24 protein-coding genes, 1 pseudogene and 2 riboswitches are annotated in these 24,083 nt (G+C 42.4%); of the genes and pseudogenes, 20 read left to right on the forward strand and 5 right to left on the reverse strand.

Annotated features, from left to right (window positions below; all coding sequences use genetic code 11):
- The first annotated feature begins 28 nt into the window (after positions 1 to 28).
- The 3 genes and pseudogenes from P8596_RS08860 to P8596_RS08870 all read left to right on the forward strand — a co-directional run bounded on the left by P8596_RS08860 (position 29) and on the right by P8596_RS08870 (position 3,405).
- Positions 29 to 2,182 (forward strand): PAS domain S-box protein, encoded by a 2,154-nt coding sequence (locus P8596_RS08860; protein WP_224520397.1) that lies wholly within the window; start codon positions 29 to 31, stop codon positions 2,180 to 2,182.
- Between the two features lie 14 nt (positions 2,183 to 2,196).
- Positions 2,197 to 2,652 (forward strand): methylated-DNA--[protein]-cysteine S-methyltransferase, encoded by a 456-nt coding sequence (locus P8596_RS08865; protein ID WP_224520396.1) that lies wholly within the window; start codon positions 2,197 to 2,199, stop codon positions 2,650 to 2,652.
- 158 nt (positions 2,653 to 2,810) lie between these two features.
- Positions 2,811 to 3,405: pseudogene (locus P8596_RS08870) on the forward strand (DUF2087 domain-containing protein).
- 41 nt (positions 3,406 to 3,446) lie between these two features.
- Here the strand turns inward: P8596_RS08870 and mtnA are convergent.
- The 3 genes from mtnA to P8596_RS08885 form a co-directional block, all read right to left on the reverse strand.
- Positions 3,447 to 4,499, reverse strand: a complete 1,053-nt coding sequence (gene mtnA / locus P8596_RS08875) for an S-methyl-5-thioribose-1-phosphate isomerase (protein ID WP_254653631.1) — start codon at positions 4,497 to 4,499, stop codon at positions 3,447 to 3,449.
- A 15-nt stretch (positions 4,500 to 4,514) separates the two neighbouring features.
- The gene (mtnK, locus tag P8596_RS08880; RefSeq protein ID WP_279726629.1) at positions 4,515 to 5,699 is read right to left on the reverse strand and encodes an S-methyl-5-thioribose kinase; all 1,185 of its coding nucleotides are present in this window, start codon (positions 5,697 to 5,699) and stop codon (positions 4,515 to 4,517) included.
- 115 nt (positions 5,700 to 5,814) lie between these two features.
- A riboswitch (SAM riboswitch) is annotated at positions 5,815 to 5,970 on the reverse strand.
- A 95-nt stretch (positions 5,971 to 6,065) separates the two neighbouring features.
- Positions 6,066 to 6,848 (reverse strand): carbon-nitrogen family hydrolase, encoded by a 783-nt coding sequence (locus P8596_RS08885; RefSeq protein ID WP_279726630.1) that lies wholly within the window; start codon positions 6,846 to 6,848, stop codon positions 6,066 to 6,068.
- A gap of 121 nt (positions 6,849 to 6,969) precedes the next feature.
- Here P8596_RS08885 and P8596_RS08890 point away from each other — a divergent pair, with 121 nt between their 5' ends.
- From P8596_RS08890 to P8596_RS08935, 10 genes are all read left to right on the forward strand, one after another.
- Positions 6,970 to 8,154, forward strand: coding sequence for a pyridoxal phosphate-dependent aminotransferase (locus P8596_RS08890; RefSeq protein ID WP_224520391.1), 1,185 nt, complete (start codon positions 6,970 to 6,972; stop codon positions 8,152 to 8,154).
- A 48-nt stretch (positions 8,155 to 8,202) separates the two neighbouring features.
- Positions 8,203 to 8,305, forward strand: a riboswitch (SAM riboswitch).
- Positions 8,306 to 8,411: 106 nt separating this feature from the next.
- Positions 8,412 to 9,623, forward strand: coding sequence for a 2,3-diketo-5-methylthiopentyl-1-phosphate enolase (locus tag P8596_RS08895; protein ID WP_279726632.1), 1,212 nt, complete (start codon positions 8,412 to 8,414; stop codon positions 9,621 to 9,623).
- A complete protein-coding gene (locus P8596_RS08900; protein ID WP_279726634.1) occupies positions 9,623 to 10,282 on the forward strand; it encodes a 2-hydroxy-3-keto-5-methylthiopentenyl-1-phosphate phosphatase in 660 nt (219 codons plus the stop codon). The genes P8596_RS08895 and P8596_RS08900 overlap by 1 nt, the downstream gene beginning before the upstream one ends.
- Positions 10,279 to 10,926 carry a methylthioribulose 1-phosphate dehydratase gene (locus P8596_RS08905; protein WP_279726635.1) on the forward strand — a complete coding sequence of 216 codons (648 nt, stop codon included), beginning with the start codon at positions 10,279 to 10,281 and terminating at the stop codon, positions 10,924 to 10,926. The genes P8596_RS08900 and P8596_RS08905 overlap by 4 nt, the downstream gene beginning before the upstream one ends.
- Positions 10,923 to 11,435, forward strand: a complete 513-nt coding sequence (locus tag P8596_RS08910; protein ID WP_159361788.1) for a 1,2-dihydroxy-3-keto-5-methylthiopentene dioxygenase — start codon at positions 10,923 to 10,925, stop codon at positions 11,433 to 11,435. The genes P8596_RS08905 and P8596_RS08910 overlap by 4 nt, the downstream gene beginning before the upstream one ends.
- Positions 11,436 to 11,640: 205 nt before the next feature.
- A complete protein-coding gene (locus tag P8596_RS08915) occupies positions 11,641 to 11,886 on the forward strand; it encodes an aspartyl-phosphate phosphatase Spo0E family protein (protein ID WP_079534195.1) in 246 nt (81 codons plus the stop codon).
- Positions 11,887 to 12,120: 234 nt separating this feature from the next.
- The gene (locus tag P8596_RS08920) at positions 12,121 to 12,579 is read left to right on the forward strand and encodes a MarR family winged helix-turn-helix transcriptional regulator (RefSeq protein ID WP_481900324.1); all 459 of its coding nucleotides are present in this window, start codon (positions 12,121 to 12,123) and stop codon (positions 12,577 to 12,579) included.
- A gap of 827 nt (positions 12,580 to 13,406) precedes the next feature.
- Positions 13,407 to 15,101 (forward strand): M3 family oligoendopeptidase, encoded by a 1,695-nt coding sequence (locus P8596_RS08925; protein WP_279726637.1) that lies wholly within the window; start codon positions 13,407 to 13,409, stop codon positions 15,099 to 15,101.
- A gap of 125 nt (positions 15,102 to 15,226) precedes the next feature.
- Positions 15,227 to 16,258: a YkvI family membrane protein gene (locus P8596_RS08930; RefSeq protein ID WP_224520385.1), complete on the forward strand. Its 1,032-nt coding sequence runs from the start codon at positions 15,227 to 15,229 to the stop codon at positions 16,256 to 16,258.
- Positions 16,259 to 16,328: 70 nt separating this feature from the next.
- On the forward strand, positions 16,329 to 16,448 hold the full coding sequence (locus P8596_RS08935; RefSeq protein WP_219169248.1) for a DUF6254 family protein: 120 nt from the start codon (positions 16,329 to 16,331) through the stop codon (positions 16,446 to 16,448).
- 40 nt (positions 16,449 to 16,488) lie between these two features.
- Here the strand turns inward: P8596_RS08935 and P8596_RS08940 are convergent, their stop codons facing one another.
- Positions 16,489 to 17,874 carry a DUF2254 domain-containing protein gene (locus P8596_RS08940; RefSeq protein ID WP_279726638.1) on the reverse strand — a complete coding sequence of 462 codons (1,386 nt, stop codon included), beginning with the start codon at positions 17,872 to 17,874 and terminating at the stop codon, positions 16,489 to 16,491.
- 133 nt (positions 17,875 to 18,007) lie between these two features.
- Positions 18,008 to 18,187, reverse strand: a complete 180-nt coding sequence (locus P8596_RS08945) for a YkvS family protein (protein ID WP_034756175.1) — start codon at positions 18,185 to 18,187, stop codon at positions 18,008 to 18,010.
- A 166-nt stretch (positions 18,188 to 18,353) separates the two neighbouring features.
- Here P8596_RS08945 and P8596_RS08950 point away from each other — a divergent pair, with 166 nt between their 5' ends.
- The 7 genes from P8596_RS08950 (at position 18,354) to P8596_RS08980 (ending at position 23,997) form a co-directional block, all read left to right on the forward strand.
- A complete protein-coding gene (locus P8596_RS08950; protein ID WP_224520383.1) occupies positions 18,354 to 18,548 on the forward strand; it encodes a hypothetical protein in 195 nt (64 codons plus the stop codon).
- Between the two features lie 195 nt (positions 18,549 to 18,743).
- Positions 18,744 to 19,334: a cell wall hydrolase gene (locus P8596_RS08955; protein ID WP_254653640.1), complete on the forward strand. Its 591-nt coding sequence runs from the start codon at positions 18,744 to 18,746 to the stop codon at positions 19,332 to 19,334.
- A 98-nt stretch (positions 19,335 to 19,432) separates the two neighbouring features.
- Positions 19,433 to 19,612, forward strand: coding sequence for an aspartyl-phosphate phosphatase Spo0E family protein (locus P8596_RS08960; RefSeq protein ID WP_034756166.1), 180 nt, complete (start codon positions 19,433 to 19,435; stop codon positions 19,610 to 19,612).
- A 142-nt stretch (positions 19,613 to 19,754) separates the two neighbouring features.
- Entirely contained in the window at positions 19,755 to 20,492 is a 738-nt protein-coding gene (locus P8596_RS08965) for an SDR family NAD(P)-dependent oxidoreductase (RefSeq protein WP_224520380.1), read from the forward strand.
- A 147-nt stretch (positions 20,493 to 20,639) separates the two neighbouring features.
- Positions 20,640 to 21,578 (forward strand): AAA family ATPase, encoded by a 939-nt coding sequence (locus P8596_RS08970; RefSeq protein ID WP_279726639.1) that lies wholly within the window; start codon positions 20,640 to 20,642, stop codon positions 21,576 to 21,578.
- The gene (locus P8596_RS08975) at positions 21,578 to 22,771 is read left to right on the forward strand and encodes a DUF58 domain-containing protein (protein ID WP_279726641.1); all 1,194 of its coding nucleotides are present in this window, start codon (positions 21,578 to 21,580) and stop codon (positions 22,769 to 22,771) included. Before P8596_RS08970 ends, P8596_RS08975 begins: the two co-directional genes overlap by 1 nt.
- Positions 22,741 to 23,997 (forward strand): hypothetical protein, encoded by a 1,257-nt coding sequence (locus P8596_RS08980; RefSeq protein WP_279726642.1) that lies wholly within the window; start codon positions 22,741 to 22,743, stop codon positions 23,995 to 23,997. Before P8596_RS08975 ends, P8596_RS08980 begins: the two co-directional genes overlap by 31 nt.
- The last annotated feature ends 86 nt before the right edge of the window (positions 23,998 to 24,083 follow it).

Consider the following 24,083-nt stretch of genomic DNA (forward strand, 5'->3'; position numbering starts at 1 on the left):
TCTTTTAATTTAGTAGGGGGATGAGGAAATGACTAATAGTAGTAATGTGAAGGAAGAGCAAAATAGGGATTTATGTCATCCCGTCGATAGGGAAATTTGCTCAGCTTCACCCATGCCGATGCTTGTGATCAATAAAGAGTTGAAAATCGTTTATGCCAACCCCGAAGCATATGAAACCCTGGAGTCAAATGATGAGAATGTTGTAGGGAAGCTCTTCAGCACGTTTTTCTCTTCAGTGCCCGCGCCCATAGTTGCCCATTATAAGGAAGTAATGGAAACGGGAAAAACCTTGGAAGACGAAACCCTGATGAATGTAAATGAGAAGAAAATCATCCACGTCGAACTTTTGCTGAAAAAATCGACCATTTCACCTAATGCATATTTATATTTTAAGGATGTAACGGAACTGAAGGAGAAGGAGCGCAAAGATCATTTAAATGTACACTTACTATCGAACATTTTCCAGAATGCTTCAGAGGGGATCGTGCTATTCGATATTGATGGAAATATCAATGATGTGAATCATGCATTCAGTTTGCAAGTGGGACTCGATAAGGATGAGATCACCAAGAGGAATATCAGTTCCTTCATTCCCGAGAATGCCCATTATAAGGTTGAAAAAATCAAAGAATTGATTTCTCAAAATAAAAAAGCCCGTGGTGAAATTCCAATCAAGAAATCACAAAGTATTTCAATCGTGGAATTTACGACAAGTCCATACGTCCATCATAAACTCCACATGGCCATTCTCAGAGATGTAACGGAAAAAAGGCAGATGGAGATCCAGCTGAAGCGTAATGAGGAATTGTTCAAAGGGTTGTTTGAAGAAGCGATAGATGCCATTGTCTTATGGGATCAGGACGGAAGGGTCCTTAAAGCGAACTCTTCAGCACTGAAGATATTTGAATGCACACTTTCCGAGCTCCTCTCAAAAAAAATCAGGGATTTCGTTTATCCCTTGGAAAGCCAGAAGTTTGATTTGGTCATGGAACAATTATATAGAAGCGGGGCTGTAAGGGATGAGGTGTTGTTCCTCATGCCGAACAATCAGCTCAAACATTTGGAATTCACGTCCAAGCTTCATTCCGTGGATGGTTATAATATGACCATATTCCGTAATGTCAGTGAACGATATCAAATGGAGAAGGAACTGCGTGAGAGTGAGGAAAGGTTCCGGAAGATATTCGAAGGATCATTGGACGGACTGCTTTTGACCAATCACAATTATGTCGTCGTTGATTCGAATCCTGAAGTGAGTAACATCATTAAGTTGGATAAAGATCAGCTCATTGGTAAAGATGTACGTGAGATATTGAATATTGAGCCGGGTGAGGAAGCCTATGAGGATTATCTGCATCAATTGAAGGATGAAGGTCAGGCAACATTTTTAAAAACGCTGACATCCTCCAAGGACAGGGTTCAATACGTTGAATTATCGTCGAAATACAATTTGCTCTCTAATCTGAATTTAACCATCATCCGGGACATCACAGATCAAATCGAGATGCAGGAACAACTGAGGAAGTCTGACACATTAAGTGTGGTAGGGGAGCTTGCGGCAGGGATCGCGCATGAAATCAGAAACCCGATGACGGCGCTTAAAGGATTCATCCAACTGCTTGAGAACAGCGTCGGAAAGGATCATGAGATGTACTTTAATGTGATCACTTCTGAATTCCAGCGTATTGAGTCAATCATCACGGAGTTTCTCGTGTTGGCCAAACCTCAGGCGATCCAATACCAGGAAACGAATTTAATCAGGATCATGAAGGATACGGTGGAATTGCTGAGTGCACAGGCTGTCATGCATAATGTTCAGTATGAGGAAAGGTATCAGGAAGACCTCCCGACCATAGTAGCTGAACCCAATCAGTTAAAACAGGTATTCATCAATGTCATTAAGAATGCAATTGAAGTCATGTCGGATGGAGGGGTGATTTCCATCAGCATCGGGGAGACCGAGGACGGGTTGATTCATATCGAAATTAAAGACCAGGGAGGCGGAATCTCAAAGGATAAAATCAAGAAGCTCGGCGAACCTTTTTATACAACAAAAGAAAGAGGGACTGGACTTGGGCTTATGGTAAGCTTTAAGATTATTAAAGAACATAAAGGCAGCGTCCAGGTTGAAAGCATCGTTGGAGAAGGAACCGTTTTCCATATCTATCTGCCTAAATCATAAAGGAGTCCTGTAATATGACCATTCATACGATTGTAATCGACAGCCCCATCGGGAATCTAAAGCTTACGGCCGATTCGACTCAATTGCTTTCTGTGCAGTTCGTGGAGGAAGAAGCGTCCATCGAAACGGATCATCCCATTTTGATTAGAGCAAAGGAACAGATACTGGAGTTTTTTAAGGGTGATAGAAGAGCATTTGATCTTCCTTTGAAAATCGAAGGGACCGAGTTCCAAAAAGAAGTATGGAATATCCTCAAGGAAATACCCTATGGCGAAACCTGGTCGTATCAGGATGTAGCACAAGCCATTCAAAGACCGAAAGCAGTCCGGGCTGTGGGGCAGGCGAATAAAGCCAACCGTTTTCCCGTCATCATCCCTTGCCACCGTGTCATTGGGAAAAATAAGACACTCACCGGTTATGCAGGAAAGCAGATAGACAAAAAAGAAACGTTACTCTCATTAGAACAATAACAGGAACAGGCATTTTCCATGTGGAGAATGCCTGTTTTTGGTTTTGGCGACACGAAACGGTCATGCAGGGGAAAATTCTGAAAATAACAGTTGATGATTTGTTCTATTTAGATTATCATCTAATTAGATGATAATCTAAATAGGTAGGAGGTGGAACGGTGCAATTAAGCAAACAGATCGCGTTTCATAAAACGATGGGGGACGCGACCCGCATCAAGATCGTTTATTTATTGGCAGAAGAGAGTTTGCACGTGGGGGCCATAGCAGGAAAGCTTGGACTTACTGCGCCAACGATCTCCCATCATTTGACGAAACTGAAAGAGTGCAACCTTGTTTATTCACGGAAAGAGAAGAACACGGTTTACTACCATTTGAATAAAAAAGTATTAAGTCATCACGGGGACGTTCTGCACAGGTTTGCTCAAGAAGAGAAAGGGGACAGGACAATGTCAGAGAAGTTAGTGAAGGAAAAACAGAAGGTGAAAGAACAATTTTCTGGAGAAAAATGGACGGATCAAAAGTATTCCCGCCCAACAAAAGAAAAAACTATTCATTCTTGAACACCTCGTGGAAGGTCTGAAGGTGGGGGAAAAGTATAAGGAAAAAGAGCTGAATGAGTACATTCTACAATTCCATGAAGATTTCGCCACCTTGAGGAGAGAGTTCATCATCCATCAGTTCATGTATCGGGAAAACGGCATTTATGAGGTGAATCCGAAGGAAATGTGGGCATCTACAAAACTAGCAGAATGAAAAATGAAAGAGAAGGGTGAATTCCTTCTCTTTCAATCTATTTATGCCTGATTTATAATCCGTTGAATGCTTTCTTGAAAACGTGGATACAGCACACCTTTTTCGGTGATGATGCCGGTAATCAATTCATGGGAAGTCACATCAAAAGCGGGATTATAAACATGAATGTTTTCGGGTGCGATCATAGAGCCACCCATCATCGTGATTTCGTCTGGCCCTCTTTCTTCAATCGGGATATCGTCACCTGTTCTCGAGGTGAGATCGAATGTAGAAGAAGGAGCAGCCACGTAGAATGGTATATTGTAATGATGGCATAGGATTGCAAGCATGGACGTACCGATTTTGTTCGCGGTATCCCCGTTCGCAGAAATCCGGTCGGCTCCGACGATCACAGCTTCCACACCTTTCTCCTTTATTGTATGAGCGGCCATGCTGTCAGTAATGAGGGTCACGTCGACTCCTGATTGCTGAAGCTCCCAGGCAGTGAGTCGGGCGCCCTGAAGGACAGGGCGTGTCTCACAGGCGAATACTTGGAACCCTATTCCCCTTTCCCTGCCTAGGTGAAAGGGGGCAAGTGCCGTTCCATATTTACCCGTGGCAATGGATCCCGCATTACAGATGGTCATGATCTTCCTCTTGTCATCCAATGCATCCAATGCGTGTTCACCGATCATCCTGCATATTTCCTCATCCTCCGTATGGATCTGAATGGCAGAATGAAGCAGATTGGTCTTGGCTTCATTCACGGATTGTGCATGGGCAAGAACTTGTTCCAACCGATTCAATGCCCAGAACAGATTGACTGCCGTCGGCCTTGAATCAGCGAGGTATTCTTTATCCTTCCTGAAAAGGTGATTGAATTCTGTCAGATTGTCTGTTTCATAATGAGAAGCAGCATGTGCCAATCCATAGGCGGCTGTGATCCCGATCGCCGGGGCGCCTCGCACTTTAAGCGAAACGATGGCTTCATAATAGTCTGTAATGTCCGTTAGCGTCAAATATTCCACAGTGTTCGGCAGCTTTTGTTGATTAAGAATCAGTAAATGATCTTCATGCCACTCGAGTGAAGTTGGAATGGTCGGTGTATGTGTCATGAGTATCTCCTTTAATTATTCAGAATGTGACCGTACTAAAGTCAGAAGCTCTTCAATGGAAAGAATGTGTTTCCGATTTACAATCAATTTCTTTCCGAGGTTGAGGCATGCTCGTTTTGCCTTTAATCTTTGTTCTTTATCTTCGATGCTCTCGAGGTCTTCCACATGTGCAAGACCGATTGTCCTTCTTATACACTCGCATCCTGCAAAACCGATGCTGTCCTGAAAACTCTTTTCCAATACATACTCAAGGTACCCATTCACCTTCGTATAGGCGTCACCACTTTCCTTCCAATGTCTGGAGAAAGTAGCAGAGAAGACGTTCCAAGTATTTTCGATATGGTGGAGGATGAATTCCTTTTCACCTGGATTCGCGATCACTTGGAAAATAAGATTGGCAATAAACTGACCGATATCGAAACCGATCGGCCCATAAAAAGCAAATTCCGGGTCAATGACTTTGGTGTGTTCGTCATCCACAAAGATGCTGCCTGTATGGAGATCTCCATGAAGCAGGGCTTCCCCTTCGGTAAGGAAGCTTTTTTTAAGTTTTGCGACCTCGAGTTTTACAGTGAAATCATCCCATAATTTCTGGACATCCCCGGATAATTCCTCCTCAAACTCATTCGTTTCACTGTTGAAAAAAGGATCCGTGAATACTAGGTCCTCCGTGATTTTGCATAGCTCAGGATTAGAAAATTCTTTCACATATTCTTTTTTCTTAAATGGATGAAGGGCATAATCAGAGGTGAAGTACAGTGTATTTGCAAGAAATGTACCAATGTCGTCTGATAGCTTTGGGTACTTATTCCCATTGAGCAGGCCGGTACGTGCGATGGTGAGGTTGCTTAAATCCTCCATCACTGTGACGGCAAGGGATGGATCAGAATGATACACTTCCGGTACGAGATCGCCTACAAATGATCGCTGAAGGTGTAAGGCACTCGCTTCAATCCTTGCCCTTTCGATCGTAAGTGGCCAGCTTTCACCTACAACCTTTGCATAGGGGAGGGCTTGCTTGATGATGATTCCTTTACCTGAATTCCTTTCAACGACATGAAAAACGAGATTAAGGTTCCCATCCCCGATTTCTTCACAAGTTAAAAGTGAACCGTCTTCAAATATTCCTACATTCACGGCCATAGCAATGGCCGACTGTTCCGTCAGTGGTTGATACGTATTGAGCTTAGTGATTGCCATTTTCGTTCCTCCTTTTAGTGAACCCTTTAAGAAAGGGTGTTAGGGAGGCTTTTCCGCGGCATAAGAAAAGCCTCTTTCCATGTTCGAAAGAGGCTTGAAGAGTCATCTTCTTCGCCTCTTATCTCCCAGAAAGATGATCTTTCTGTTGGAATTAGCACCGTGCCTTACTGGATTGATCATCCGGCGCATACAGCGCCCCGTTTTACAACGGTATTATGGTCGGTTGCTGGGCTTCATAGGGCCAAATCCCTCAGCCAGCTCTTGATAAGAGTTGCGTATGTCCTATTTAATTAAAATTCTGAATGTTCATTTGAATTGAATGGTACCATTGAAGTATTTTCCATGTCAACGGTTTTTTAATATTTTCTAATAAAAATCTGGTCTCCGGTCTTGAAAGATCGGAATTTGTTTACGGACCTTTTCTACTTCCTGTAAATTGATTTCAGCAGCGACCAACTGTTCACTTTGGGTTCCTTTTGCAAGGATTTCCCCCCATGGATCGATGATAAGAGAGGAGCCGCCAAATTCATTGTCAGGGTCACTCCCCACACGGTTGCATGCAATCACAAAGCATTGATTTTCAATCGCACGTGCCCTTAAGAGGGTCTGCCAGTGATCCATTCTGGCAGACGGCCATTCAGCCACCACAAAGACAATCTTCGCTCCCATCATGACATGTTTCCTGAACCATTCAGGGAAACGGATGTCGTAACATATGAGTCCTGCCATCATCGTATCATCAAGAGAGAACGCCCCGTCTTCCTCTCCGGGAAGTAGGTAATGATGTTCATTCATTAGTTTGAATAAGTGAAGCTTTGAATACCGTTTCACCAACACGCCATATGCATCAGCCACCAATAGTGTATTTCTAACTCCATCTGTTGATTTATTGGCAACAGAGCCTCCTATGATGTGAATGGAATATTTTTTTGACAGGGAAGTCAGGAAGGAGGAAGAATCTTCGGCTCCCTCATCTGCGATCTCATCTATCCGTGTCAGATCATAACCTGTCGTCCAGAGTTCAGGAAGAACGACGACACCGCATCCCTCTTCCTTTGCTTTTTTGACCCACTGTTCCACTCTCATCTTGTTTTCTTCAGGATTCCCAAACACAATATCCATCTGGGCGAGACCCACCTTTTGAATCATTACCTTCACCTCGTTATGTACTTTTTGTCATTTATTCCTTTACATTCTTTATGTTCCGTTATATCATTTGTGATTAGAATTTGAAAGTAATTAATTTTCAAAAAAATGAGTTGGTGAATGTATGAAACACTTTGAAAAAGCAAAACGCTTGGAATCATTACCGGAACAATTTTTCGCTTCCCTTGCAGGAACTGTGAATGCTGTTGTGAATGAGGGGCATGATGTCATTAATTTGGGACAGGGAAATCCAGATCAGCCGACCCCTCCACATATTGTGGAAAAACTAACAGAAGCGGCTCAATCTCCTTCTAACCATAAATATCCTCCATTTCGTGGTTTATCGAGCTTTAAGGAGGCGATTGCAGCTTTCTATTTGCGGGAATACGGTGTGGAGATAGATCCCGAAACCGAAGTAGCGGTTCTCTTCGGAGGAAAAGCAGGTTTGGTGGAGATCCCTCAATGTTTATTGAACCCCGGGGATGGAGTATTTGTCCCGGATCCTGGTTATCCGGATTATGTATCGGGGGTCGCATTGGCAGAAGCCAGTATGATCAAGATGCCGTTGAAAGAGGAGAATGGGTTTCTTCCGGACTATCGTGTACATTCCCGTGAAGAATGGGAAAGGGCGAAATTAATGTTCCTCAATTACCCCAATAATCCAACGGGTGCTACCGCCACAAAATCCTTTTTCGAGGACACGGTGGAACTTGCTTCAAAGCATGATATTTGTGTGGTGCATGACTTTGCTTACGGGGCGATCGGTTTCGATGGACAGAAGCCTCTGAGCTTTCTTGAGACGGATGGTGCAAAGGATGTCGGGATTGAGATATATACATTATCGAAAACCTATAATATGGCAGGCTGGAGAGTCGGTTTTGCCGTTGGGAATAAGAGTGTCATTGAAGCGATCAATCTCCTCCAGGATCACCTTTACGTAAGCCTGTTCGGCGCAATTCAAGAAGCAGCCACTACGGCTTTACTGAGTTCCCAGGATTGCGTAACGGAACTGGTTGCCACATATGAAGAACGAAGACAACTCCTGATCTCGGGTCTACAGGGAATTGGGTGGGATGTAAAAGCCCCACAAGGTTCCTTCTTTGCCTGGCTTAAGGTGCCGGAAGGGTTCACATCTGTTGAGTTCTCAACCTATTTACTTGAAAAAATCAAAGTGGCCGTTGCTCCTGGTGTAGGATTTGGAGAATATGGAGAAGGGTATGTACGGGTCGGTCTTTTAACGACAAATGAACGGATAAAAGAGGCGATTTCCCGTATAGAAAGTTTAGAATTATTTCACAAAAGGGATTGACATATGCTGAAATTGGTGTAATAATCCAACTGAATTAATATAATGAAATTCTTATCAAGAGCAGGCGGAGGGACCAGCCCGATGAAGCCCGGCAACCGACTTATTTAAGCACGGTGCTAATTCTTGCAGCTATACAGCTGACAGATAAGAAAGAGTGCCGAATGTAAACCTCTTCTTATCTGGAAGAGGTTTTTTTGTTTGCCGGCATGATGAAATCAAGACGCGGAAAAGAGCTTTTACATAGGGAGGTAATATGAATGAGCGAAGTGATTGCAACATATCGACTAAAGGGAAAGAGTGGTTCATACGAGAAAAAGGCAGAAGGGATTGCTTTGGGACTCACGGTCGGATCATGGACGGACCTGCCGCTACTGGAACAGGAACAATTAAGAAAATACAAGGGGAGAGTCGTTTCTGTGGAAGAGAGGGAGGACGAAGGCTCCTGGGGTGAGGTGAAGATTGGGTATCCCGGTCATAATTATTCCAGTGATATTCCGGCTATCCTTACAACGGTATTCGGCAAACTTTCTCTCGATGGTGAAGTGAAATTACTGGATCTGGAGTTCTCAGAAGACTTAAAAAAGTCATTTCCCGGTCCACGTTTTGGGATAGAGGGCATCAGGGAATTAACAGGGGTTCATGGTCGACCGCTGTTAATGAGCATATTCAAAGGAGTGATCGGCAGGGATCTCACGTTCCTTGAAAATCAGTTAAGAGCTCAGGCCCTCGGCGGAGTCAATGTCGTAAAAGATGATGAAATATTATTTGATAATTCCTTGACTCCATTTTTTGAAAGAGTGAGATTAGGAAAAAAAGTGTTGCACGATGTCTTTGAAGAAACGGGTAAGAGAACCTTGTATGCCATAAATCTGACAGGGAAAACCTCACAGTTACGGGACAAGGCAAGAAAAGCCAGGGAGCTTGGGGCAGATGCTCTTTTATTCAATGTATTTTCCTACGGTCTCGATGTTCTGCAGGAATTGAGGGAGGACCCTGAGATTTCATTGCCGATCATGGCTCATCCTGCCTTTGCCGGGGCTGTTGCAGCATCTCCAGTATATGGAGTGAGCTACTCTTTATGGTTGGGTAAATTATTGCGGATGTCCGGGGCTGATTTTTCATTATTTCCATCTCCGTATGGTAGTGTGGCACTAGAGAAAGGCAACGTCCTATCCATAAGCCATGAATTAACAAAGAATGACGAACATTTGAAGAGAACATTGCCAGTTCCATCAGCAGGCATACACCCGGCTCTTGTACCCCTTTTAGTAAAAGATTTCGGGACAGATTGTGTCATCAATGCCGGAGGAGGCATTCACGGTCACCCGGACGGTGCAAGTGGGGGAGGAATGGCATTTGGCCAAGCAATCGATGCTGTTTTAAACGGAACGTCACTCCAGGAGGCAGCCAAAACCCATGAAGAACTGCAGAAAGCCCTGTCCCTATGGGGTGGGGAGGTAAAAGTATAATGAGTCTTCCAGTGATATTCTGTGATTTTGATGGGACGATCACAGAAACAGATAATATCATTTCTTTGATGAAAGCCTTTGCCCCACCGGAATGGGAGCCTGTAAAAGAGGACATTTTAAGCCACTCGATCTCGATCAAAGAAGGGGTAAGCAAGTTGTTCTCACTCATTCCTTCTTCAAAGAAAGACGAGATGATTCAGTATTTGATGGAAACAGCGGTTATTCGTGAAGGCTTCAAGGCATTCGTGGACTATACAAAAGTCAATGAGATTCCCCTGTATATTGTGAGTGGGGGAATAGACTTCTTCGTTCACCCGTTACTGAAAGAATTCGGGCCTTTTAAGGCTGTATATTGTAACGAAGCGATCTTTAACGATTCGAACATAACCATTCATTGGCCATATCCATGTGACGTGCACTGTGAAAACAAAGGATGTGGATGCTGTAAGCCTTCCATTCTGAGGGCATTATCCCTGGAAGATCATGAGGTGATTGTAATAGGGGACTCTGTTACAGACATCGAGATGGCGAAGCTTGGCGATACAGTACTCGCAAGGGACTATCTCGCACGTACGTGTGAAGAAAAGGAAATCCCGTATCATCCTTTTGAAACATTTCACGATTGCATAAAAGTGATAGAAAAAGGAGTGACAATATGAAGTCGTATCAATCCGAATGGGAAGAGCTCGCTGATATCAAAAGAGAATTGGCGGAGAGGGACTGGTTTATGGGAACCAGTGGGAATCTAGCGATACGTGTGGAATCATCGCCTGTATCTTTCCTGGTTACAGCAAGTGGAAAGGATAAGAGAAAACACACGAAAGAGGACTTCCTCCTTGTGAATGCGCAGGGTGAGGCCTTGGAGGAAACCCAACTGCGTCCCTCAGCCGAAACCCTCCTCCACAGTCACATATTCAGTGGGAGTTCAGCAGGATGCAGCTTGCATGTCCATACTGTTGCCAACAATGTGATCAGTGAACTGTATGGGGATGAAGGTGTCATCACATTCAGAAACCAGGAACTGATTAAAGCCTGGGACAAATGGGATGAACATGATTCCCTCTCGATACCCATCATCCATAATCATGCACATATCCCAACCTTGGCGGATTCCTTCCTTCCTTTCATTAATGGAGATAAAGGGGCCGTACTCATTCGCAATCATGGAATTAGCGTTTGGGGACGTACAGGATTTGAAGCTAAGAAACTATTGGAAGCGTGTGAGTTTCTGTTCCAATATCACCTTACATTATTATCATTAACAACTTCGAAATCTATTTCCAAGGGAGGAGTAAAATTATGACAACGATACACATTCAGGGGAAAAATCAGATCATCGATCACCAGGAAGAGGTAGTAAATTATTTAAATGACCAAGGGGTTATCTACGAACATTGGAACATGGATAAACTGGACGAATCACTGCGGGACCGATTCGCTTTAACCGATGAGGATAAAGAGGCCATTCTCTCCACCTTTAAAGAGGAGATTGAAGATATTTCAGCTCGCAGAGGGTATCAGGCAAGGGATGTGATTTCCCTTTCCGAAAGCACTCCAAATCTTGAAGAGCTATTAAAGAATTTCCAACAGGAGCATCATCATACGGATGATGAGGTCCGATTTATAGTAAGTGGACATGGCGTTTTCGTCATTCAAGGGAAGGACGGGGATTTCTTTGAGGTACACCTGAATCCCGGTGACTTAATTTCCGTGCCTGAAAACATCCGCCACTATTTCACTTTAAGTGATGATAAGCAGGTAGTGGCCGTCCGCATTTTCGTCACCCAGGAAGGCTGGGTACCAATCTATTAATCATCCATCAGGATAGACAAAGAATCTCTTCTATTGTCTATCTTTTTTTTTGCACGTTTGGCGAAAAATGTCTAATTCAGCAATAATACTAGTTATTTTGTCTTGTTTTGCGAATCTATTTACTTTTCTGATAATACTTGCGATAATGCTCAAGTAATGATTTTACTTTAAATAGACTAGGAGCTAAAAAAGGAGTTTAGTAGAAATGGGTCGTTTATTAAAACAGAAGTGGCTATTATTGAAAATCAATCACAAGCGCTCGGAAATGGTATCAATGGGAGTAAACTTAGGATTATGTGCTGAGGAAACAATCAAATGCAGCCAGCAATTGGATCAGCTGTTGAACGACTATGAAAAGTGCACAAGCAATGCTGGATCAGAGCCACTGCACGAATCATCAAGCGAATTAGGGCAATACATTAAGAGTTTATTGAAACGCACTGCTTCTTGACCACTCACCAGGAATTCCCTCATCACTCAGACATATGAGAGACAGAATCTCCGTTCAATTCCACATTCACATCATACGAACAAAACTAATTTGTCGTTATTTCAAAGGTAAAGGACGGTTCGCCAAAAAGCGGGCCGTCCTTTGCTTTTTCCTTCTGCAGAAAGACTCTGACAGTTGACAATGACCAGATATATTTGTATAATATTTTGAAACTGAGATATATTTTTTAAAGGAATGAATGCCATGACCGAGAAACAAGATACAAAACAATCGTTGAAACTTTTCATTGTCCTTTCCAGAGCTTTTAAAGCGTTAAATGAAGAGATAACTAAGAACATTCAAGAAAATGGTCTGAACCCGACAGAATTTGCCGTGTTGGAGCTTCTGTACCATAAGGGAGACCAGCCTTTGCAACAAATTGGAGGGAAGATCCTGCTAGCTTCAGGCAGCATCACGTATGTAGTCGATAAGCTTGAAAAAAAGGGATATCTTAAACGTGTTGCCTGTCCAACGGATCGTCGTGTCACTTACGCCCAGATTACCGAAAATGGCAGAAGGTTGATCGATGATATTTTCCCGAATCATGAGAACCGGATACACGAATTGATGTCTGCCCTTTCCACAGACGAAAAGGAAGAAACCATTCAAATGCTGAAAAAGCTTGGACTATCCATCAAAGATCTTTCCTACTAGGCCACATCAATCTGCCCTGTCTATTATAGACGGGGCTTTTATTTTTTAAGGTTGGTACATTTTCAAATTTCTTTACTTTAAAGACGAGCAATCAAGAAATTAAGATTACTTGATACACCGCTGTTGATTTCCGTGCAAGACTTCGCTTTCCTCGGGCGGAAGGCGAGCCTCCTCGTCGCTGACGCTCCTCCGGGGTCTCACCTATTCCGCTTTTCCCGTAGGAGTCTTCGTCTTGCACTCCAATCAACAGCTAGAACATGCTATCTACTAAATATCCTTTAGCAATAATAAAAGGCCCACTTTGACAAAGTAGTTGCTATTCATACACGGACTATAATTTTCGATAGTTCGGTCAATTGTGAGGTGTCGGACAGAATGGGCCATTCAGAACAGGTAGGTGTAATCTGTCGCCGAAACAAGTAGAGGAAGAGTAGGTGTATTCAATGGTATAGCACTCTCGACATGATGTGTTTTTGCGAAACACTTACGCTTGGAAAGTTGATTGAAGCGGAAGGTGCTCGACTCCTGCGGGAAACGCTGGACAGGTGAGACCCCGGAAGGCGAAGCCTGAGGAGGCTCACCGCCAGCCCCGCGGAAAGCGAGCTCCTGAAGCGGAAATCAACCACTACTCACTACATCAAAAGCAATAGTACATAAGTAAACAGCATAATATAAATCCGAACGACTTCTATTTTAATACTCAACACTTTAGTTCCAGCTCCTTTTTTAAGGAGATATTAATGAAATCGATCCTTATATCAACAGGAGATTCGGGCTATGAAGTCGAATTATTATAATCGGGATGAATTTAAGAGGAGGAACAAACTATGAAGTTTGAAGAATATACATATGAAAGACCGAATCTGGAAGAGATTAAGCCGGCATTCGAAAAGGTGCTTCAGAAGTTTAAAGCAGCTTCAAATGTTTCGGAACAGATGGAAGCGATCAAGGAAATCAATGAAATCCGACTGACCATCGACACCATGCAGAATATATGCTATATCAGGCATTCCATCGATACAAATGATAGGTTTTACAAAGAAGAGCAGGAGTACATCGATGATATGATGCCTGAGGTTTCCGGCATGGTCACAGAATATTATCAGGAACTGGTGAATTCCCCATATCGGAAGGAATTGGAAGAGAAGTGGGGAACACAGTTGTTTTCTCTGGCAGAGAGTGAAATCAAAACGTTTTCCCCGGAAATTATCACTCTGCTTCAAAAAGAAAATAAGTTGTCTTCACAGTATACGAAACTGATGGCTTCTGCCAAGATCCCATTTGAAGGAGAAGAGAGAACATTGGCCCAAATGGGTCCCTTTACACAATCTGTCAATCGAGGGACAAGGAAAGAGGCAGCCTTTGCCACCCTTTCTTTCTTTGAAGAAAATCAGGAAGAATTAGATCGTTTATTCGATGAGTTAGTGAAAGTCCGTCATACCATAGCGACGACTTTAGGTTATAAGAATTTTGTTGAGTTAGGATATTATCGCATGACGAGAACGGATTATACACCTGATATGGTAAAAACATTCCGTGATCAGGTGAAGGAGCATATCGTCCCTCTTTCCACAGAGCTGAAAGAAAGACAGGGGAAGCGGATTGGTATCGACTCCATGAAGTTTTATGATGAAGGATTTAAATTCACATCCGGCAATGCATCCCCTAAAGGAGACCCTCAGTGGATCATTGACAATGGTAAGAAAATGTATGAAGAGTTATCACCTGAGACAAAGGAATTCTTTGATTTCATGATCGAACGCAACCTCATGGATTTAGAGGCGAAGAAGGGGAAAGCGGGAGGAGGATATTGCACATATATTGCTGGGCATGAAGCGCCATATATCTTCTCGAATTTCAATGGGACGTCTGGCGATATCGATGTATTGACTCATGAAGCTGGCCATGCCTTCCAAGTATATTCAAGCCGTGGATTCGATATCCCGGAATACATTTGGCCAACGTACGAAGCCTGCGAGATCCACTCCATGAGCATGGAATTCTTCACATGGCCATGGATGAACTATTTCTTTAAGGAGGATACGGATAAGTATCAATTCTCTCATTTGAGTGAGGCGCTGCAGTTTCTCCCGTACGGTGTAGCAGTGGATGAATTCCAGCATTTTGTGTATGAGAATCCTGAAGCTACACCTGCTGAACGGAACGCAGCTTGGAGAAAGATCGAGAAAGAGTATCTTCCGCATAAAGACTATGATGGGGTGTCGTATTTGGAAAATGGCGGGTTCTGGCAGCGTCAATCCCATATTTACAATTCACCATTCTACTATATTGATTATACGTTAGCTCAAATCTGTGCTTTTCAATTTTGGAAGAAAATGAATGAGGATCGTGAAGGGGCCTGGAGTGACTATGTTGCCCTTTGTAAACTGGGAGGAAGCCGTTCATTCACAGCACTGGTGGAAGCGGCCCATCTAGACTCCCCATTCCAGGAGGCAACGGTCGAAAAAGTAATCAAACCAATCAGGCAGTGGTTAAATGGAATCGATGATACAACCCTATAAATGAATTTGGGCAACCGCATTTTATGCGGTTGTTTTTTTTTCGTTAATAAAAGAATTCTGTTCTTTTGCTTCTGATTTTCCATGCTTGTACATAAGGTGAAGTAGAAGGTGTCAGAGGTGATGGGATGAAAAGATTGGCTGGATCGTTTCAGATTGCAGCAGTATATGTAGGAACTGTGATAGGAGCCGGATTTGCCACGGGAAGGGAAATTGTCGAGTTTTTCACCCGGTTTGGTTTTGTCGGGTTTATTGCCATATTACTAAGTGGATATTTATTTATTACGATGGGGACCAAGATCATGCTCAAATCCCATGATATTAAAGCGAAGTCATTCGAGGAATTTAATGAATATCTATTTGGCAAATGGTTTTCAAAGATCATGAATATCGTCATGATGATCATGCTGATCGGAGTTTCAGCCGTCATGCTTTCAGGGGCAGGGGCCGTTTTTCAGGAGCAGCTCCTATTATCCAAACAGTTAGGGATTCTTTTGACCATCGCATTAGGTTTTTTAACGATGATGGTAGGGATGAAAGGCTTATTTGCTGTGAATACGTTTGTCGTTCCTCTTATGATTGTCTTCAATCTGCTCCTGATGGTGTATTCCGTTCGCCATGCGGATTTTATGGAAGCATTCCTCATGATCCCTCATGCGGAAGATGGATGGAAATCGGTCGTCGCCCCATTTTCATATGTTGCCTTCAATCTCGCCATGGCACAGGCTGTTCTCGTTCCAGTTGCAGGAGCAGTGAAAGATAGGGAAACCATTAAATATGGGGGATATCTTGGCGGTTTTTTTCTAACACTTATTTTGATCTCCAGTCATATCACCCTTGTCACGATTCCAAATGTAACCCAGTATCAGATTCCCATGGCCGTGGTGATGAAGTCATTCGTATCAGGTTTCTACTTTATCTATATCCTCATTATTTATGGTGAAATTTTCACTTCCGTCATCGGTGGTGTATTCGGCCTCGAAAAACAGCTCGGAAGCTATTGGAAAGGCTCTTCTTTATGGACTTTTACAGGGATTTTCCTGATGATTTATTCTTTGAGCTTCTTTGAGTACAGTGAGCTCTTATCCTATTTGTACCCTCTTTTTGGCTATATGAGTTTGTTATTCATTATCCTTCTGTGGATGAAACCGAATAAATAATGTTCAAAAAGAGTAAAAAATGTGTCTGCAGCTCATGTTAATAGAGAGTAAATCAAAAGGAGTGATAAACATGACACAGTCCAAACATGAAAAAGAAAGACAGTGGAATGTAAGAAAAGAGGAGCAGCATCCTCACGGTAAAGTTTCTTCATTCAAAGAGCTCTCAGAAGGAAAGAAAGAAAAGCAATAAAAGGAAAACGGATGCCAAAGGGCATCCGTTTTTCTTTTGGTTATAAGTCTTTTTTATGATGATAAGAGTCATCGGTTTTGTATTGCTCGGGGAAGTATATATTTCGTACTTCATCCTTGTCCCAATTGTCTTTACCACAAGCTGCTGCCAATTCGTCCAAATGTCTCATGATGTACTGCATATCAAGGTCCTGCAGGCTGTCATAGTCGATGCCTTCAAGTATATAATTCTTGAAGGTCCAGACCAGCCGCTGTGTTTCACTGCTGTTGTTTTCACCAATCATTCTAAGGGAACGGAAGATTTCTGCAATGATGGATACATCTTGTTTACCGTAATGCCTTAATTGATAAAAGCTTTTGTATAAATAATCGACAAAGGTTGGCTGTTCTAAAATGATACGCAGCTGGTTTTCATCATCTGTCAAATAAGAGCTTGGAAGCTTATGTTTAGCGAGCTTTGACAGGATGATGCCGATTTCTTCAATGCAGTTCTTAGCCGTATTAGGGTCGTTGATGGCCGGGGAAATGGCCCTTAAGGCTATTTCTACTAGCTTCCGGATTCCGAGTTCAATGTCTTCAATCGGCTCTTTATCAGGACCCAAGACTAGATGGTCCAGGTAGTCTTCTGCGTCAATGTCTTCGTTCGTTGACCAAATTGTCATCACGGGGGTCCCTTCAAGTAAGTATTCGCCAGGTGTCTTCACCATCCGTACAATACTCTTGTCCTTTTTGGCCTTTTTAATCATCCCTTCGATATCAATCTGTTGCAGATATCCGGATGCTTCACTGAACACATTAGTCGGATCCGTTTCTTTAAAGAAAGAGTCATTGAATGTAGATGGTACCTCTTGAATGGCATTTCTTCTATATAGGTAGCTGTTATCAATTTTTTTATTGGTTTTAATGGTGATATTGTGGATTAAATTACTTACCTTCACCCAGTTGGAAACATGATGTACGAAATAAACGAAGACAAATAAACAAATAACGGCCACTATGCCGGCAAAAGCCGAGGAAATATATAATTTCTGACCTGATTCATCCTGAAGGAGGACCAGCAGGGTTATGCAGTAGACCACACCGGATACAAAGATGGCAAGCACCCTCTGAGTCGGGCGGTCATTAATGAAATTCTGTAAGGTCCTCGGAGAATACTGGGATAGAAAAGTCGTGAGGACAACCATGATGGTTGAAAAGGTAATGGTCGTCATTGTCATGATGGATGAGGCAATCGTACTGATGATGGTCATGGATAAATTAAAATTAGAGAACAAAACCTTTGGAAATATCGGATAGTTATGCTGACTTAACCACCAATCAAAATAAAAGGTGACAAGAGAAAGAAGCAAAGAGATCAGCGAAAATAAAAATGGCACAAACCAAAAGCTTTTTTGTGCTTTATTCAATATATGTATATTCAGGTTCATAACAGGGTTCCACCTTACGAGACAGTATGCTATCAGAATAACCTCAAAGCTGCCGCCGTAAACCTTTCTATTTTGGTCCTACATCAAAAAAGGAGGAGGAAGTCCTCCACCTATAAGAAAAATATTTTTAGTATTATGCCTCTACGATCTTATAATTTTTATGATTCACCACTGTTTTTTCTTCTAATTCAAGTTCGCGGTAATTCTTCATATAAGTTAAGTCGACGATTACTGAATTTTCATTCACTTTTTCAACGATTCCTTTTAATCCTTCTCTAAATTCAATGACATTCCCGATTTCTGCTTTTTTCATCAAAAGCCGCTCCTTTTTGGCAAATTTCTACAAACAATTACTAATATTTTGACGCAAAGTCATGAAAAGGTAAAGAGTTTTCTAAAAATTGCATATAAAAATTATGTCTTGAGCTCAGTAGCCTTTTGAAACTACAATAGAAGCAGTGAAGATGGAGGTAGTGGATATGAGTGAAACAGAAATTCTTGAACAGCTGCAATCATTGCGTACAAGAGAAGTAGAGGAAATAATGGTATCGAAGGAAGATTTTCTTGCTTTCCGATCTGTGCTGGTAAAACAGGGAGACTTCAAACAGTTCCGTGGGATCGCTAAACAAGGTGGGAATATCCTCTTTCAATACCTTGATACACCAAGAAGTTAAGCAAAGTGGAGGAGATCATCCTCTGCTTTTTTTGTTCGCAAATGGACACCGGGTTCTTGTTGTATATAAAACATTATATGAACGGGTTTCTTCATTTAGTATAGAAGCGTGCACCATTGGTGGTAACCATTACCTGCTGAAATTCTCCCCATTCATTGTTATCTTATGAGGGAACGCTATTTGGGAGGTAGAAATATGATCAAGAAGAGCTTTATGTTAGGAATTGCAGCACTTTCTTTTGTTACGTTCTCTACTCAAACATTTGCTGCAGGGGGAGAACACACTGTAGAAAAGGGTGAGTCCCTTTGGGATATCGGTAAAGAGAAATCCGTATCCGTCATTCAATTAAAGGAAGCAAATAATCTGAAATCCAATGAAATCCAACCGGGTCAAACCATCAAAATACCTGATAATAATGTGACAGCAGAAGATCGGGAGCTGCTTGCAAAGCTTGTACATGCTGAAGCAAAAGGTGAGCCATATGCAGGTAAAGTCGCAGTTGCAACCGTCGTATTGAACAGAGTGGACTCTACTGAGTTCCCTGACACTATCAAACATGTAATCTATCAGGTTTCAAATGGACATTATGCCTTTTCGCCTGTACAAAATGGACAAATCAACCAGGCGCCTTCACAGGAAGCAAGGGACGCGGTCCAGGAAGCCCTGGCATTCAGAGGCCAAGGAAAGGGATCACTCTTTTTCTATAATCCAGTGACATCTACAAGTGACTGGATCACGAGCAGGGACACCTTGCTGACAATTGGAAAACACCGTTTCGCAAAGTAAGGTTGATCGAAAATAATAAATGAGCGTTCGGATATCTTTTTTCTTTCCTCTATGTGGGATTAATAGTAAAATAGAGAAAAGAAATAGAGGTGATGTTGATGAATGGGACAATTGTTGCTCAAATTGAGTTGGTACGGTGGAAAATGATAGAGTCAGGCCTTCGTTTAGGGCTGGACAGTCCCACTACAATCCAACTTAGTAAAGAGCTGGATGCCTTGATCAATATTCATCAGCGAAATGATACAAAAAAAACAACTCAAAATAAAATGATTCAATAAATAGAAAAGGGTTAACCTTTGGTAATCTCTCTTATTTTATAAAGAGAATTCCAACCGGGTTAACCCTTTTCTATTAAAAGAGATTGAACCTTCAGGGCGAAGGGTATCCTTCTATATAAACATTTAATGGGAGATGAAGAGAATGAAGAGCAGAATTGTATGTATCACAGGGGGAGCCAGCGGTATAGGGAAAACCCTGGTTGAAGAATTTGCCAGAGAGGGCGCCATGGTTGAATTTATAGATAAGGACGTGGAAAAGGGGAGAGAACATTCCAACAGGCTTAATGCAGAGGGATATACCACGAGATTCCATGAAGCAGATGTCGGTGTCCACGATGAGGTGAAAGGCGTCTTCAATAAAATAAAAGAAGATCATGGGGTGCTGGACGTTCTGATAAATAATGCAGGCGTCTCCAGATTCATGTCCTTCTGGGATATGGAACCTGACGACTGGAACAGCATTCTATCTTCAAACTTAAGCAGCGTATTTTATTGCAGCCGGGAAGCGGCTTCATTAATGAAGAATCAGGGTGGATGCATCATAAATATGGCCTCAACAAGAGCTACTATGTCTGAACCGGATACTGAAGCCTATTCAGCGACAAAAGGAGGCATTGTCAGCCTCACCCATTCTCTGGCCATTACTTTGAGCGAAGTGGGGATCCGCGTCAATTCCATCAGTCCCGGATGGATTCAAACAGAAGATTATGACACCTTGAGAGACATCGACCACAGTCAGCACCCTTCCGGAAGGGTAGGGAAACCCGGAGATATAGCGAGGGCATGCTTATTCCTTGCCCACCCCGATAATGATTTCATCACAGGTGAAAACATCGTGATTGATGGGGGAATGACAAAGAAGATGATGTATGAACATTAACGGTAATAAAACGAACCGTTCACCTATCCTGGTGAAGTGGTTCGTTTTTTTTATGAAAAAGGGATAATTTAACAACGAGTTATGATAGAATAAAAAAATAATATATTTAGAAAATTTAATCAATATAGTCAATGAGGGGGAAAAAGAATGAATCGATTGGATTCAATCAAGAGAGAGATGAATAAAGTGCTAGTGGGGAAGGACAAGGAAATCGACCTATTGTTAATTGCATTACTTCAAGAAGGACACGTTCTATTGGAAAGTGTCCCAGGTACAGGAAAGACTTTGCTCGCCAAAACTTTCAGTCACTGTATCGATGGAGCGTTCAAAAGGATCCAATTCACACCGGATGTGTTACCGAGTGATGTGACTGGTATACAGTTTTTTAATCCGAAAACACAGGAATTCGAATTAAGGACAGGACCCGTGGTCACGAATGTCCTTTTGGCAGATGAGATTAACAGAGCCACTCCTAGAACACAGGCGAGTTTACTCGAAGTAATGGAAGAAAAACAAATCACCATAGACGGGGAAACCGTCCCATTAGAGCCACCATTTATCGTGGTCGCCACTCAGAATCCGATTGAATCCCAGCAGGGGACTTTTCCACTGCCTGCGGCTCAGCTGGACCGATTTTTATTGAAAATTCCGTTTACGTATCCTGATTTTGAAGAAGAAAGAGGAATATTAAATCGCTTTAAATCAGCCGAACCATTAAATACAGTCAACAAAGTGTTAAGTCTTGATGAGTTACAATCATTGACCCGCCAAGTTAAAGAAGTACATATATCCGAGGATATTGAAACATATATCCTTCAAATTACGAGGGGAACAAGGGAACATGAATGGGTGGAGGTAGGTGCAAGCCCACGGGCGAGCCTTGCGCTTCTCAAGGCCTCTCAGGCTCAAGCATTCCTTGAAGGAAGGGATTTTGTGAGACCGCAGGATATCGTAGCCGTTGCCCCATATGTACTGCAGCACCGGATCCAATTAACGATAGAGTCTTCCTTGACGAGAACGGCCGAAGAAGTGATCGAGCAAATTGTAGAAATGGCCGTTACTCCTGTAGAAGCGAGGCAAGCTTAGTGAATTGGAAACGTGACATTGTCGAAGATCCTTATATATCCTTGACTCTGGTCCTGCTTGTCATCGTTGGGGCAGCAAGCTTTTATGTACATTCCTATGTAGGATTAGGTATTTTTTTGTTGATGATCCTCTATTTCAGGGTCCATCAATGGTATCTAATGAAAATTGGTGAAGGCATCAGCATTGGAAGGACCACGAAGAGGATTAGGCTGCATTGCGATGAAGAGCAAAAGTGGGAATTTCAACTTCAAAATAAAGGCATGTCCATTTGGGGTGCGACGTTGAAAATCACATTTAAAGATATCGTCATCCCCACTATGCACCCCTACTCGTCAGGGGTGGAGGACAAAATTGAAGTGTCCATCCCCTTCTCCATCCGTAAAAATGAGGAAGGGAGCATCTCTATACCTGTTATGGGAAAAAGAAGGGGATTATGCAAGATTACCAATATGCAGCTGGAAATCCCCCACTTATTCGGAAGTGGTAAAGTACTTTTGGATTTACTCGATCATGTCCCGTCGACCATTATCGTATTTCCTTCAGATTCTCCCGTGAAAATGGCCGAACAAAAGCTTACATGGAAACAGGGAGACGTCCCCATCCAACATTCATTATTTCATGATGTCTTTCATCAGATAGGGACAAGGGATTACATTCAAGGAGACCGCTTTCAGGATGTTCACTGGAAGGCAACTGCCAGAACGGGCAGCCTTCAAACGAAGATCTATGCACCAGCTACTCAAAAAGAGTGGATGATCGCCATCAATCTATCGGATCGCTATGCCATCACCAACCAGCTCGAAGAAATCATTCAATATGCCTCCTATATGATGAGGCTTGCGGTAGAACAAAATATCACTTTCTCCCTTGTCTTAAACGTGAGATCCCAGGGCGGGACCCCTTATTATTATCTTCCGCCCGGAATAGGAAGGGTTCACAGGCAGAGAGGAATGGAAATGCTTTCTACTTTATCGACAGATGAGTTTACAATCCCATTCCATATTGTACTGAAGCATTTATACCTCAGACAATTGGTACCTTCTGTATTTATTACTGCAGGGGCACTGGGGGCACGTGAAGAAGCTTTGTTGACAAAGATTGAGAAACAGAAAATCCAAGTTTATAAGTTGAATTCAGAACAAAAACAAGGAGTCGTCACATTATGGAATCGTTCGTTGAAAGTTCCTTCTTGATCAAACATAAACTAATGCTCATGATGAAAATAGGGCTCTATGTCGGAATCGATATTTTATTCGCCCTATTGATGGCCACATTCCTTTTTTCCAAAGAAGTACTATTAAGCAGCTACGTACCGGCCCTTTGTATGGTGTTTATCATAATATTTACATTTCTCTTAGTAAGCACGTTAAAACCTTGGGTCTTCAAACTGTTGTTAGGGGCACTCGCTATTTCTCTTGTATTAAGTATCTACTTCTTCTCTGCTGCATGGTGGGTGATGTTGGCTGTCCTTGTTTTTTTACATTGGAGAATCACGTCTTATACAAAAAGTAATGATGCATCCATCGAAGTGAACAGCGGGTCTGTCCTGATCTTTTTATTTATTTCGTCAGTATCATTATTGACAGGTTCTGTAAGAGGATTGGGAAATACGTATATCATTTACAGTCTGTTATTTATTTTATTTTCCATCATCATCACGCTCACGCCGATTCAAAGAATGCTCGGAGATGTGAAAACCGGTCATAAAAAAGTGCTGCTCAAACCAATGGGATTCTGGTTTTTAGTAACATTGGCAGGGGGGCTACTGGCAGTATTCAGCTCTTTGGTAAGTAAAGGGATTTATTGGGTAGCAGAAAAGGGATTTTGGGTATTTTCTTTCTTAGTTGATCCAATTTATCAACAGTTAATAATATTAAGAGACAGGTTCTTAAGTACGAGGCATGCTCAGGAGGGGGAGGGAAGCGAAGTTCAAAAACAGGATTTCTTAGAGGCCCAGAATTATGAACTTAGCCAGGGATTATCATTTTCCTGGGTGAATGAGGTTCTACTGGGGCTATTTGTTATAGCCGTCATCATTTATTTGGTGAAGAAACGAAAATCTTCCTTTGACACCTCAAAGGAAGAAGAAAATTCTCCAACCATGATGACTAAAAAGATTGTAACCCTGGACGAGGATCCTGAAATAGAACAATTTTCTTATTCAAAAGCAAGGGACGACATCCGGCTATCCATGGAGAAGCTCGAAGGGGAAGCCCACATATGGGGAGCGGGAAGACAACAGAATGAGAACGTTCAATTATGGTTCAACCGGATCGGCCTCAGTGAATCGGAACGTTTTTTCTCTCTTTATGAACGTATCAGATACGGTCAATCCGTTCCAAGTCAGCAAGAAGTCGATTACTTCACAAGACAGATCGAACATCATATTGGTGAATTGAAACAACGGGAAGATCAATAGAAGAAGCTAGTGCTTGCATGAATCATTTAATGTAAGCATTAGCTTCTTTAAATTTTGTTCGGTGGGGTATGATAGAGATGAGGAGG

Source organism: Rossellomorea sp. DA94 (assembly GCF_029834455.1).
GTDB classification, from domain to species: Bacteria; Bacillota; Bacilli; order Bacillales; family Bacillaceae_B; genus Rossellomorea; species Rossellomorea vietnamensis.